The organism is Spiribacter salilacus (assembly GCF_009649225.1).
Classification (GTDB): Bacteria; Pseudomonadota; Gammaproteobacteria; order Nitrococcales; family Nitrococcaceae; genus Spiribacter; species Spiribacter salilacus.
In genome coordinates this window covers 292,569-306,173 of record NZ_WJPP01000004.1, presented here as the reverse complement: position 1 = coordinate 306,173, position 13,605 = coordinate 292,569, and the positions used below count along the sequence as shown (strand labels likewise).

The following is a 13,605-nucleotide window of genomic DNA, read 5'->3' as shown; positions in this document are numbered from 1 at the left end:
ACTAGCTCTCCATTTCCGGAGTCGCAGCACTGCGGGCCTGCTCAATAAACTCCCAAATATTTTCTTCACCAGCAAACATGGCCACACCAACTCGGGCACGCACTACAAAATCAGCAGGCACACTGGCGGCTCGCACCCGTTGTATACACTCTTTAACTCGGGCGGCAATTGCAGTGGCATCAGTTTGCGCTGTATCTGGGAGCACCAGCAAAAACTCCTCGCCTCCGTATCGCCCCACCCCGTCGATGTCACGCACGTTTTTTCTGAGCTGCGTGGCAACTTGGCGCAACAACTCATCACCAACCGGATGACCAAATTGCCGATTAACTTGCTTAAACCGCACCAAATCAACCAACACCAGCGCTAGTGGTTGATCTAAGCGAACCGCCCTTGCGCGTTCTTGTTCTAAAAAATTCACGATAGCACTGCGATTACTCACCCGCGTTAAGCTATCGAGCACCGTTAGATCATGCACATTTTCTTGGGCGCGCTGTAACTCGATTTGCCGCTCACGTAGTTGCCGACGTAACCCACTAACATGGCTAGCAAAAAAACCGCCACACGGTACCAAGGTACTTAGCGCTGCTAAATGCAGGAGTTCAACCTGTGCATTAAATGCCTCGGGCCGTTGTTGCCACACCGCCGCCATCGCGCTGGCATAGCAAACCAGCGCAAATCCACCCACGGCGGTAAACTGCCGTGGATTGAGCCGCAACACGCCAAACATCAGCAACACCAAATACACAAGCAGCATCCCGCCACGCCCGCTGTCAATCAGGTACATGGTGAGACCCATCACAATGCAGACCAAAATCATTTGAATGCCAGTCAGGCTCGGATCCGCAAAGCGCTCATTTCTGCCACTGCGTAACAGCGCATAGATCACCCCGTTAAATAACACGATGATAAGCGCTAGAAACTGCCATTCATGGGGATACAGCAGCCCTTGGCGAACATAAAGCCCCAACATTGCAATGGCTAACGCATAAACGAGTGCAGCCAATAAAAATCGCCTGACTCGTAGCCCCTGCCGAGGATCTTCAAGGGGCAGTACCGCCCCTATCCAGCGCTGCGTTGTCATTGGGCACGAAGCGCCGACAGTGCCTCTCGAAGCACTTCAAAACGTTCTGCCATTTCGTCAGCCTGCGGGTCAACCGCCAACATGGCATTCATTAACTCATCGCTAAACGCGCGCTGTGAGGCAATAATCCGCTCATCCTCAAGGGCAGTTCGTCGAGCAGCTAACAATTCGTCACGGGCAACCTGATACTCGGCTAAAAGCACTTCGCGCTCTTCCTCAGCCAACTCACCCCCAGAGAGCTCGCTCGCCATATCTTGAATTTCACGAATCTGCCGACGCGGGAATACCCCCTCATCGCGCATTCGTGACATCACTTCATCTTGCAGCGCTTCTTGACGCTTTTGCAGCTTGGGATTGGCAGTCATTGCCTGTTCACGCGCTGCTGATAAGCGTTCCTGTAGGGTTCTGAGCTCTTGCTCGATTTCTGCTGGGTTTTCTGGAATATCAGAAGCTTGAGCGGTTGTCGCTAACGCAACACTGAGTAAAACTGCACTAAAAAATTGCTTCATTGTTCTGTCTCTTCTACCGTGAGTTGTCAAAGGGTATCAGCATTACCCGCATCAACGCAGGTCAATCACAATCGGATCATGATCGGAGGCGCGCCAAACAGACTGCCCCTCTTTTGCCAAGTAGGCTGGCTCGTCCGCATTAATTGGCCACAATGCAACGTTGCTGATTTGCTCCAAGAGCGCTGGAGATGCCAGCGCATAATCTAAATAGGCCGCCTGCCCGCGAAACGAATAGGTATAGCGTTGCTCGGCAGGCACATGTGCGGCAAGTAGGTCTATTAACCCCGCTTCCTGCAATAAACGGATGGCCGTTTCCTGTGCATGCGCATTGAAATCTGCCAAAACCAGTAACGGGACGTCTTCCGCTAACCATGGCGTTAGCCAATCAACTAAAGCCAGACTTTGGCCATGACGGCGCTCTGCCCAACAACCCTCACCCCGATTAATATCACCCACCTCAGGACATCCACCCCGCGACTTGTAGTGCGCGGCAATCACTAAGAGTGGGTTGCCATGCTGATCATGGAACATCGCGGCGATGGGATCTCGCGGGTGAATGCTATCGACTTGTTGCTCCACCGCCACTTTGGTTAAACGCGCCGGCCGATAAAAAATCACACTCCGAATGGCGGCGGGCCGACGATCAAGCCGGGCGGCTGCATAATGCTGCTCTGCGGATTGATTCGCATTAAGCAATGCCAACAAATCATCAACGGCTGCGGGTTTGTTTTGAATTTCGTGTAACGCCAAGATGTCGGCATCCAACAAGTGCAGGCTTTCGGCCAAACGCTGTTTTTGGCGATTGAATTCGGCCTTCGTATTGGCACCACGACTGCCAAGATCAATAAAATAATTCTTAACGTTGAAGTTCACAGCCCGAATACCGCTCCATTCGGGTAAAGGCTCAGGCCGCGGGTTGGTCGACCGGAATTGTGGGGGTGCAATCGGATGTATTCGCCATTGCCCAAACGCGCGCGTTAAAATACCGGTTACTTCCGTTAATTCATCGCCCGCACGCCTTACACCCTGCGCATCGAGAAAGGGTACGGGGCGGGCATCGCGCTGATACCGCCCATCATCGAGTACCAAATCCAGCAATTGCCCGCCTTGCACACCCGTATTGGGTGCAAAGGCTCGGCCGTTTAAGGCTAAACCAAGCGATCCGTAACGACCCAACAGGTAGGTATCGGCAATGGTTAATGGCTGCTCAATATGCACTAATCGATCTTTATACTGAGCAAAATCCGGCAGGCCGTGTGTAAAACTCAGCAACGCGGGCGGCAGTGCCTCTTTGCCGCAAAATTGCAGCTGCTTAACCTGCTGAAGCTGCTTTTGCCCGCGATATTGCCCCGCCACGGCGTTTAGGCGCCAGCGCTCTCCTGCCTTTGGTGATTGCTCAGCGGTTAGCTCGGGGGCATAAACAAATAACCCAGCTGACTCGGTGCCCACATAAAACCCTCGCAAACCGTCATCGCCAGGAAAGGCCCCGGTTACCACTGCCTCTATCGTGACGGCCTCGCCAATGGTGATCTTATGCAGTGCTGTTGTACCCGGCTGGCCGCAATCCGCGTTTGCCAGTACCGAAACAAAGAAAAGCAGAGCAAATAGCGTTTTTTTACCCTGCACGGCGTACCTCACGCACATTGCGCAAACCCGCAATCCGATCAATAACACGGCTTAGCTGATCGGCATCAGACACCTCGATCGTTAACGTCATAAATGCCACTTCCTGATCTGGATCTGTTCGCGTATTCACGGCCGTTACATTGATGCCTTCATTGTTTAGCAACAATGAGATATCACGAATCAGCCCCCGCCGATCATGCGCCTCTACTAAAATATCAACTGGATACTGCTGCTGACCTGCGCCTGACCAGCTCACCTCAATTAAACGCTCTGGAGAAACCTCTTCAAGCCGCCTGACATTCGCGCAGTCTTGCCGATGAATACTGATACCCTCGCCGCGGGTAATAAAGCCAATAATCGCATCGCCTGGTGTAGGCTGACAGCAGCGCGCCAACCGCGTAAGTAAATTGCCAACCCCGTAGATGCGTATATCGCCATCAGCAATTTTGTCTGATTTAACACCCGTACGGCGCTGACGAACTAAATGGGCTTCTGAGTCTCGCTGGGGTAGCAATCGATCACTTAGCAAAGAGGCAATCTGGCCACCCGTTACATCGCCGCGACCAATGGCCGCCAAAAAATCAGACAGATTGCCCTGTGCCGAACGGGCAGCCAGTGTGTCAAGATTGACGTCTTCTACACCCAGCCTATGCAGTTCACGCTCAAGCAAACCGCGCCCATCGCTAACGTTTTGTTCGTAATCTTGCTGGCGAAACCAACTACGCACTCGCGCCAATGCACGTGGCGTGCGCAAATAACCCAATGAGGGGTTCAGCCAATCGCGGCTGGGTCGGGCATTGCGCGCTGTGAGCACCTCAACATAATCACCATTACCTAACGGCCGCGATAGTGGCGCAATTTGACCATTGACCTTCGCGCCACGGCAGCGATGCCCCACTTCGCTGTGCACGGCATAGGCAAAATCCAATGCGGTTGCGCCGCGGGGCAAATCAATCACATCGCCTTTGGGGGTCATGACATAAACACGGTCTTCAAAAACTTCTGCCTTAAAGCGATCAATAAAGTCATCATCTTTGTCGCCATCGGCATCTGGCGAAGATTCCAACAAGGTGCGCAGCCAGGCAACGCGTGCATCGAAAGCAGGATCTGCAGGTTTACCCTCTTTGTACCGCCAATGGGCGGCAATACCGAGCTCGGCTTGTTGATGCATTTCGTAGGTGCGAATTTGCACCTCTACCGGCCGGCCGCCTTCGCCCACCACCGCGGTGTGCAAAGAGCGGTACTGGTTTTCTTTTGGGGCTGCAATGTAATCGTCAAACTCACGCGCAATGGGCGGCCATTGACTATGCACTACACCCAAGGCGGCATAGCACTGCGCCACATCGTCTACCAAAATCCGAAAGGCACGTAAATCAAATAGCTGATCAAAATCGAGCCCCTTGCGCTGCATTTTTCGCCAAATACTAAAGAGATGCTTTGGTCGACCCGTGACCTCAGCCTTAATGTTGGCTTCTGCCAGTGCTTGTTCTAACCGAGTTTGCATTGCCTGAATAAAGCGCTCTCGATCCGTTCGCTTTTCTGCCAGCAAACTGGCAATTCGCTTGTAGGCAGTCGGCTCAAGGCAACGAAAAGAGAGATCTTCTAGCTCCCATTTGATCTGCCAAATGCCCAAGCGATTAGCAAGCGGCGCATAAAGATCAAGCGTTTCTGCAGCCAGCGCAACTTGCTGTGCATCATCCAGCTCACGGAGTAGGCGCATGTCATGCAAACGCTCTGCAAGCACCAAAAACACCACGCGAATGTCTTTTGCCATGGCCAGCAACATTTTGCGTAATGCCTCGGCCCGCTCTCCGGCCCGCCCGTGGCTGCCTGCACTATGTAAATGGCTAACCTGCCGCATTCGCAAACAGCCATCGATTAAGCTGGCAACCGTATCCCCCGCATGCTGCGCAACCCCTTCCGGAATGTCGTACAACAGCGCGGCAATGAGTGAATCCGCATCAAGCCGTAAATCGGCCAATATTTCTGCAACAAAAAGCGCGTGATCAATGCAGCGATCACCTGTTTGACGGGTTGTTTGCCCATATTGGCTCTGAGCTAACTCCCACGCTTTTAAAAGACGTGCTTGATCAGCGGTATCAAACGCAACGGGCAAACGTTCAAGCCAAGCTTCAAAGGCTAAATCCCCAGGGCGCTGTGCGCTGATTTGATCCTGTGTTTTTACCATTTCCTTAGTATATCGCCCGTAGGTATTGCATATCCATACAGTACTGTATAAATTAACAGTTATGGAAACATTAACTGATCGACAACAAGAAATTCTGCTACTCATTCAGCGGTTCTTAAACCAAACCGGTTACCCGCCCACGCGTAGCGAAATTGCGGCTGAGCTGGGCTTTCGCTCTGCTAATGCCGCCGAGCAGCACCTACGGGCCCTTGCTAAAAAAGGCGTTATTCGGCTGCAACCTGGGGCATCGCGCGGCATTCAACTTTGTGTTGAGCAACCAGAAGCTGAGCTTGAACCCGCAGAAACAGGCCTGCCTGTTATTGGTCGGGTAGCTGCTGGCAGCCCGCTGCTGGCAGAAGCACATGTTGAAAGTCACTCTCCGGTCAGTGCCTCATTGTTTTCTCCTGGTGCCGATTATCTGCTGCGCGTTCGCGGTATGAGCATGCGTGATGCCGGCATACTCGATGGCGATTTGCTGGCAGTGCATCGCACTCAAGAAGCCAAAGAAGGGCAGATTGTGGTGGCTCGCATTCTTGATGAAGTCACCGTTAAGCGGTTTTCCAAACAAGGCCATCAGGTCTGGCTAATTCCTGACAACCCAGATTTTAAGCCGCTTGAGCTTGATCTGCGGCGAGATGAATTAACGATTGAAGGCATTGGGGTTGGCGTTATTCGCGCTGGCCTTTAACCCATCAAACAAAGAATTTTAAGAGGCAAATCATGCAAACAGCTATTGAACAGCTACTACAGCGCCCTGAAATCTGGCGGGGTAACCATACATCTTCTCCCAACATTAATAAGGCCGCGCATCACATCCCCACGGGGTTTTCAGCTTTAGATGCCGCCTTACCTGGCGGTGGCTTTCCTGCGGGGGCGCTCAGCGAAATTTTGCATGCACGGCATGGCATTGGAGAACTCCGTTTAACCATGCCCGCACTGGCCCGGCTTTCTAGAGGGGGGCGGTGGATTGCAATGATTGCACCCCCATTTCTGCCTTATGCACCTGCACTAGCGGCTCAAGGGCTTGATTTGTCACGGGTAATGATTGTGCATCCTCATGGCAACCAACAAGCCCTGTGGGCTATTGAAAAAGCCCTACGCGCTGGCACTTGCGCCGCTGTTTTAGCATGGCCAAAACAGTGTGATGAGCGTAGCTTGCGTCGGCTACAGCTTGCCGCAGAAGCCGGCAATAGTTTGGGGCTGCTTTTCCGCCATACTCAGGCTGCAGAAAGTCACTCGCCCGCTGCATTACGCCTTGCACTGGGGCATACCACCGGCCAGCGGCTTGATGTGCGCATTCTTAAATGCCGCGGCACACCCACTGGCTCAATCACTTTAGACACCTGGGCTACCCCCAACGCCACCACCCCAACCGCATTGGCAACTACTGATGATGTTGTGGCTATGCCTTCACTTTCCTCAACTTAAAGAGGGAAACGCCCACTTACTTGAAGATGCAGCCGAGTGGGCGTTGCAGTTTACGGCGCGAATTAGCCTAGCTCCGCCACAAGCGGTACTGCTAGAAATTGGTGGCAGCTTGCACTACTTCGGTGGGCTTGAGGCATTACGCCAGCAGATAGATAACGCGCTTGCGCAACAAATGTGGCACGTCCAATCCGGCATTGCGCCTACCCCAACGGCAGCCTTGCTATTGGCACGGGCAAATGACTCAACACCGGTCATTCACCACGCCGAACTCGGCACACGTTTAGGGCATTTATCAGTGAACACACTGGCGCTTTCCAACAAACAGGCTATGGCCCTGCAAGGCTTGGGCTGCCGAAGTATTGACGGCTTACGCAGCATGCCGGCCGATGGTTTGGCGCGCCGACTTGGGCGCCCATTGCTCATGCAGTTGCAATGCGCTTTTGGCGAGCGGGCTGACCCTCGCGAATACTGGGCACCCTCGCCAACGTTTACCGCAAAAGAAGATCTTACAGATGAGAGCTGGCAGACCCACATCCCGCTCGCCATGCTCAGCAAAATGATTGATCAGCTCTGCCAGCGCCTACAACGCCTGCATGCTGAAGTCAGCACATTAGTAATTGAGCTGCAGCATCGTCAGCGCCCACCTACTGCGCTAAGCGTTGGCGTGCTCACACCCACTCGAGATGCACCAAGGCTTAAAGAGCTGCTGGCACAGCATTTGGATAACCTCACCCTTAAAGCGCCCATCATCGCTGTGGCCTGCACCGCAGGCCCATTTAGCATGAGTCAGGATGCCCCCACTGACTTACTGGCCACATTAGACCCAGCAGAAACACAACGAGCATCTTGGCAAACGCTGGTAGAGGATCTTAGCAGCCGCTTGAGCAAAGACCGTGTACGCGGGCTACAACTATGTGATGAACACCGCCCAGAATACGCTTGGCAATATAGTGCGCCGGCGCAGCAAAGCGATACCAGCCTACCCCCCATGCCCCGCCCGCTTTGGCTGCTAGAGCAACCGCGCCCACTTGCCGCACCGCAAGGGCAGCCGCAATACCATGGCCAACTTGTTTTAGAACAAGGCCCAGAGCGTATCGAATCTGGCTGGTGGGATGGTCATGACATCCGCCGAGACTACTACTTAGCCAGCAATACACATGGCGAGCGGCTGTGGATTTTCCGTGATCGGTGCAAGGCAGGCAGGTGGTATTTACATGGCCTTTTTGCCTGATTATGCCGAGCTGTATTGCCTGAGTAACTTTAGTTTTCTTAAAGGCGCTTCGCACCCTGAAGAGCTGGTTATTCAGGCTGGCTCACTGAGTTATCAAGCCATTGCGATTACCGATGAATGCTCGCTGGCTGGTGTAGTCCGCGCGCATCGCGCCGCAAAAACGCATCACATCAAACTGATTATCGGTAGTTTTTTTCAAATTGACACCCAATTATCACTGATTTTAATTGCCCCTGACCGTGCCGCTTACGGGCAACTCTCCGCCCTAATTTCACTGGCGCGTAGTCAAGCCAAAAAAGGCAGTTATCAGCTTTCTCGCAGCGACCTGCAAGGTAGCGTGCCCAACTGCCTTGCGCTGTTAGTTGTAGAACCCAGTAGCCCAGATGAAATAGTTCAGTGGGCAGCCAGCACCTTCCCTCATCGGGCCTGGCTCACTACAAGCTTGCATCAAGATGGGCAAGACACCGCACGTTTAGCGCACTGCCAAGCACTAGCCGCGCGATTTAGCCTACCTGCCGTTGCCAGCGGCGCTGTACTCATGCATCGCCAAGGCCGCCGAGCGCTGCAAGACACACTCACCGCAATTCGGCTTAATTGCCCCGTTAGTACATTAGGCCGTCAACTCGCCTCAAATGGTGAGCGACATTTAAAACCCCGGCAGCGCCTAGCCCGTAGCTACCCCGAGAGCATGCTGGCAGAGACAATTGCCATTGCTAAGCGCTGCACATTTTCTCTTGATGTACTGCGCTACGAATACCCCGCCGAGCTTGTCCCCGCTGGGCACACCCCAGCAAGTTGGTTGCGTGTGCTCACTGAGCGCGGCGCGGCACAACACTGGCCAGCCGGCGTGCCCGCTAAAGTCACCGCAATGATTGAGCATGAGCTAGAGCTTATTCATGCCCTTAATTACGAACCTTACTTTTTAACCGTTCACGATGTGGTGGCCTTTGCTCGGCAGCAAAATATTCTTTGCCAAGGGCGCGGCTCTGCCGCTAATTCTGCGGTTTGCTTTTGCTTAGGAATCACCTCGGTGGACCCCAGCCGCGCTAGCTTGTTATTTGAGCGATTTATTTCGCGTGAGCGTAATGAGCCACCCGATATTGACGTCGACTTTGAGCATGACCGCCGTGAAGAGGTTATCCAATACATTTATCGCAAATACGGCCGGCATCGCGCCGCCTTAGCAGCTACCGTAATCTGCTATCGAGAGAAAAGCGCGCTGCGTGACGTCAGTAAAGCGCTAGGCGGCAACCCAAACTCAGCGCTATGCCAGCAATTAACGCAAACATTAATCGGCTTTCCTCGCCATCTTTCACAACATGTGGGCGGCTTTGTGATCAGCCGCGGGCCATTAAGTGAGTTGGTACCCACAGAAAACGCTGCCATGGCTGGGCGCAGCATTATTCAATGGGATAAGGATGACCTTGAATCACTGGGTTTACTCAAAGTCGACTGTTTAGCGCTAGGCATGTTGAGCGCCATTCATCGCTGTTTTGACCTGATTGCCGCCCATCATGGCCGCACATTATCTCTTGCGCAGGTGCCTGCCGATGATAAGACGGTGTACGACATGCTTTGTCGCGCCGATACGGTAGGCGTTTTTCAAGTGGAGTCGCGCGCACAAATGTCGATGCTGCCGCGACTGCGCCCACGGAGCTTTTATGACCTCATTATTCAAATATCGATTGTGCGCCCCGGGCCCATACAAGGGGATATGGTGCATCCGTATTTACGCCGCCGAGAAGGCAAAGAAACCGTTACCTACCCCAGCGCAGAGGTCAAAGCGGTATTAGAGCGCACGCTTGGGGTGCCGATTTTTCAGGAGCAAGTCATGCAGCTGGTGATTGTGGCTGCTGGCTTTAGCCCTGGCGAGGCCGATCAGGTGCGCCGCGCCATGGCCGCCTGGAAAAAGCGCGGCGGGCTGGGGCATTTTCGTAAACGTCTGCTCGATGGCATGGCGGCTCGCGGCTATGCACCGGAGTTTGCTGAACGGCTTTATGATCAAATTTGTGGCTTTGGTGATTACGGCTTTCCAGAATCACATGCCGCCAGCTTTGCCTTGCTGGTTTACGTCTCGGCCTGGCTTAAATGCCATTACCCTGCTGCATTTACCTGTGCGTTACTCAATAGCCAGCCCATGGGCTTTTATGCCCCCGCCCAGCTTGTTGCCGATGTGCGCGCGCATCAGGTTCAGGTATTACCGGTAGATGTGCGCTATAGCGATTGGGACTGCACGCTTGAGCCAAGCGACTCCTGTCAGCCTGCCCTGCGGCTGGGGCTGCGTCTAATAAAAGGGCTCGGCCATGCCGTAGGGCAGCGCATTATGCATAGCCGTGAGCATGGCGCGGCATTTGCGAATGTGGCGGATTTAACCCACCGCGCGCAACTTGATCGCGGTGCTTTGCGGGCACTTGCCGATGCCGGCGCGTTGGCCGGTATTACCGGGCATCGTCATCAGGCCTGGTGGCAGGTGCTGGGGGTTGAACGCCCAACGCCTTTATTTAGCGCCACTCATAATAAGGAGTCTATCCCCACCCTTAACCCGCCTACCGAAGCACAGGATGTGGTGGGTGATTATCGCAGCATGGGTCTAACGTTGGGCAGACACCCGATTGCCCTACTACGCGAGCCACTGCGCAAACGCGGCTATCGCCCAGCTAGTGAGCTTAAACAAAAAGCTCATCGTCGTATCGCGCGTGCCGCTGGTCTGGTCATTAACCGCCAGCGCCCCGGCGCAGCAAAGGGCGTGATGTTTTTAACGCTTGAAGATGAAACCGGCATTGTGAATGTGGTGGTGTGGCGCAATCTGGCAGAGCGCCACCAACATCTTTTATACCAAGTGCGTTTACTGGGTGTAGTCGGCATTTGGGAACGCCGCGGCGATGTTGAGCATCTAATTGCTGGGCGCTTTGAAAATGAAGACCCTTTTTTAGGTAATCTCGAAAATCAAATTACCTGATAAACTACTGCCAACGATTTATTTTTGATAGGGATGAGATTCCAATGAAAACCCGTATTTTAATGCTTAGTGGTTTGGTCAGCTTGGTTATGGCATCTGCCATCGTCTCTGCTGAACAGAACTATGATGCCGTTTGGACTAACCCCGATGGCGTGATCGTGCGTAACTCTGATGGTGAGTGTGTTCGTAACCACTTACGAAGCAGCGGCCCGGTTGAGGCCTGTGGAGACCCTATGCCTGTGGCCGAAACCACCGAAGAGCCAGTGGTTGAAGAAAGCAAAGAGCTATCGGCCCGTGCCTTATTTGGTTTTGATCGCAGTGTACTGACCGCAGAGGGGCAGGCCGCCATTGACGACGCCGTTGCCGAGGTTGGCAGTGACTGGGTGATTACGGCTGTTCGGGTTGTCGGTCATACCGATCAAATTGGTACGCAGGCCTATAACCAGAACCTCTCTGAGGAGCGCGCAGCCGCGGTTGCCAACTACTTAGAAGCCCAACCCGGCATGGCGAATGTATCGATTACGGCCATTGGCCGTGGCATGAGCGATCCGGTTGTGCAGTGTGATAGCGATTTGTCGCGCGATGCGCTGATTGAGTGTCTAGCACCCAATCGCCGCGCCACATTGGTAATGGAACTCGAACCCGCTAACTAAGCGCGGCGGTGTCATCGAGTACACAGATGGGCAGCCTGCAAGCACGGGCTGCCCTTAAAGACGTTTTTGGTTATCCAGAATTTCGCGATCAACAAGCTAAGATTGTTGATTGCCTGATTCAAGGGCAAAGCGCACTGGTCTTAATGCCCACCGGTGGTGGTAAATCGCTGTGCTACCAAATACCAGCCATCGTGCGTTCTGGCACGGGTATTGTTATCTCACCACTCATCGCTTTAATGGAAGACCAAGTGGCCGCGTTGCGTCAGCAAGGTGCGCGCGCCGCCGGCTTGCATTCTGGCTTGACACCCGAAGAGCGCCAACAGGTAGAGCGCGACTTACACACAGGCCAGCTTGATCTGCTTTATGTGGCACCTGAGCGATTGCTCAGCGGCAATCTGATGCAGCGACTTACCCAAATCGATATTGCCCTATTTGCAATTGATGAGGCGCATTGCGTTTCGCAATGGGGGCATGACTTTCGGCCCGAGTATTTAAAGCTCAGCGTATTAGGCGAGCGCTTTCCTAATGTACCGCGCGTTGCACTTACCGCCACCGCCGATCAGCGCACCCGCGCTGAAATTGAGCGTCACCTGCTACCCAACTCGGCACAAACCTTCGTTTCCAGCTTTGACCGACCCAACATTCGTTACCGTGTGGGTTTAAAACAACGCCCGCGTGAGCAGCTTTTACAGTTCATTCGGCAAAATCATGTAGGCCATTCCGGCATCGTTTATTGCATGTCACGCCGGGCCACTGAAGAAATTGCCGATTACCTAAACGCACGCGATATACCCGCATTGGCTTACCACGCCGGCCTAGAGGCCAGTCAACGCCGAGACCATCAAGCCCGATTTATTCGTGAAGATGGCCTTGTGATGGTAGCCACGGTGGCATTCGGGATGGGTATCGATAAGCCCGATGTGCGTTTTGTGGTACATCTTGATCTGCCCAAAACACTAGAGGCCTATTATCAGGAAACCGGCCGCGCCGGCCGTGATGGCTTACCCGCCGAAGCCTGGCTTGTTTATGGCTTACAAGATATTTATCGCCTGCGCCAAATGACCACTGATAAACAAGACGAACGCGCCCGGCTAGAGGCCCTATTGGCGTTTTGCGAAACCACTGAGTGCCGCCGCGCCCTTTTGCTCAGGCACTTTAATGAGAGCCACCCCGGCCATTGCAACCATTGCGACAATTGCCTAGCACCGCCCGAGCAATGGGATGCCACTGAAGCGGCCCGCATCGCACTATCTTGTATTTACCGCACCGGTCAGCGCTTTGGGGCCACCCATATTGTTGATGTATTACTTGGCCATCAAAATGAGCGCATAACAGCTCGCTCACACCATACGCTGAGCACTTTTGGCATTGGCAAGGCACATTCACGCACCCTTTGGTTTTCTGTTATTCGCCAGTTACTCGGTCGAGGTTTACTCATACCTGATCCCGCAGGGCATGGTGGCTTAGCTCTATCACCAGACTGCCGAGCCCTGTTGCGCGGTGAGGATAAGCTTACCTTGCGCAAAGACAGCCTGCCGCCTAGCAGCGGCGCCACTCAGCGCACGCCGCGCGTTAGGGCCAGCGAGGTAGCCGTTGACCCAGAAGCCTGGGCCGCCCTGCGCGCCAAACGGCGCCATTTGGCCGAAGCAGAAGGCGTTCCGCCCTACGTGATTTTTCATGATGCCACCCTGCTGGCCATGCTTGAGCAACGCCCGCAAAGCCTGGATGAATTATCGAGCGTGCCTGGCGTTGGTACCCATAAGTTAACCAAATATGGCACGGCATTTTTAGAAACTCTGACGACTTTGCCAATGCCGCGGTAACCAAAAGACAACACCTGTTGTATCCACGCATCACCAAAAACTTGCAATTACATAAAATTGTCATAAAATTGCCACAGTGTTTGAACGCCACACCTGTTGCACTTTCG

The 13,605-nt window shown here is 53.7% G+C and carries 10 protein-coding genes; 6 read left to right on the top strand and 4 right to left on the bottom strand.

Translation table 11 applies throughout. From position 1 onward, the window contains the following. Window position 1: 1 nt before the first annotated feature. From GH984_RS09085 to GH984_RS09070, 4 genes are read right to left on the bottom strand one after another with little or no spacing between them, the layout of a single operon-like run. Window positions 2-1,081, bottom strand: coding sequence for a GGDEF domain-containing protein (locus GH984_RS09085; protein WP_153719882.1), 1,080 nt, complete (start codon window positions 1,079-1,081; stop codon window positions 2-4). Further along, window positions 1,078-1,590: a hypothetical protein gene (locus GH984_RS09080; protein WP_153719881.1), complete on the bottom strand. Its 513-nt coding sequence runs from the start codon at window positions 1,588-1,590 to the stop codon at window positions 1,078-1,080. Before GH984_RS09080 ends, GH984_RS09085 begins: the two co-directional genes overlap by 4 nt. 51 nt (window positions 1,591-1,641) lie before the next feature. Further along, window positions 1,642-3,216: an ExeM/NucH family extracellular endonuclease gene (locus GH984_RS09075; protein WP_172973207.1), complete on the bottom strand. Its 1,575-nt coding sequence runs from the start codon at window positions 3,214-3,216 to the stop codon at window positions 1,642-1,644. Then, window positions 3,206-5,404, bottom strand: a complete 2,199-nt coding sequence (locus GH984_RS09070) for a RelA/SpoT family protein (RefSeq protein WP_153719879.1) — start codon at window positions 5,402-5,404, stop codon at window positions 3,206-3,208. Before GH984_RS09070 ends, GH984_RS09075 begins: the two co-directional genes overlap by 11 nt. Before the next feature lie 61 nt (window positions 5,405-5,465). Between GH984_RS09070 and lexA the strand changes: the two genes are divergently transcribed. From lexA to recQ, 6 genes are read left to right on the top strand one after another with little or no spacing between them, the layout of a single operon-like run. Next, window positions 5,466-6,092, top strand: coding sequence for a transcriptional repressor LexA (gene lexA / locus GH984_RS09065; RefSeq protein ID WP_153719878.1), 627 nt, complete (start codon window positions 5,466-5,468; stop codon window positions 6,090-6,092). Window positions 6,093-6,124: 32 nt separating this feature from the next. Then, a complete protein-coding gene (imuA, locus tag GH984_RS09060; protein ID WP_153719877.1) occupies window positions 6,125-6,832 on the top strand; it encodes a translesion DNA synthesis-associated protein ImuA in 708 nt (235 codons plus the stop codon). After that, window positions 6,795-8,063, top strand: a complete 1,269-nt coding sequence (locus tag GH984_RS09055; RefSeq protein ID WP_153719876.1) for a Y-family DNA polymerase — start codon at window positions 6,795-6,797, stop codon at window positions 8,061-8,063. The genes imuA and GH984_RS09055 overlap by 38 nt, the downstream gene beginning before the upstream one ends. After that, window positions 8,047-11,022 carry an error-prone DNA polymerase gene (locus GH984_RS09050; RefSeq protein WP_153719875.1) on the top strand — a complete coding sequence of 992 codons (2,976 nt, stop codon included), beginning with the start codon at window positions 8,047-8,049 and terminating at the stop codon, window positions 11,020-11,022. The genes GH984_RS09055 and GH984_RS09050 overlap by 17 nt, the downstream gene beginning before the upstream one ends. A gap of 44 nt (window positions 11,023-11,066) precedes the next feature. After that, window positions 11,067-11,675 carry an OmpA family protein gene (locus tag GH984_RS09045; RefSeq protein WP_153719874.1) on the top strand — a complete coding sequence of 203 codons (609 nt, stop codon included), beginning with the start codon at window positions 11,067-11,069 and terminating at the stop codon, window positions 11,673-11,675. Window positions 11,676-11,701: 26 nt separating this feature from the next. Further along, complete coding sequence (gene recQ / locus GH984_RS09040) at window positions 11,702-13,498, top strand: DNA helicase RecQ (protein WP_153719873.1); 1,797 nt, start codon at window positions 11,702-11,704, stop codon at window positions 13,496-13,498. The last annotated feature ends 107 nt before the right edge of the window (window positions 13,499-13,605 follow it).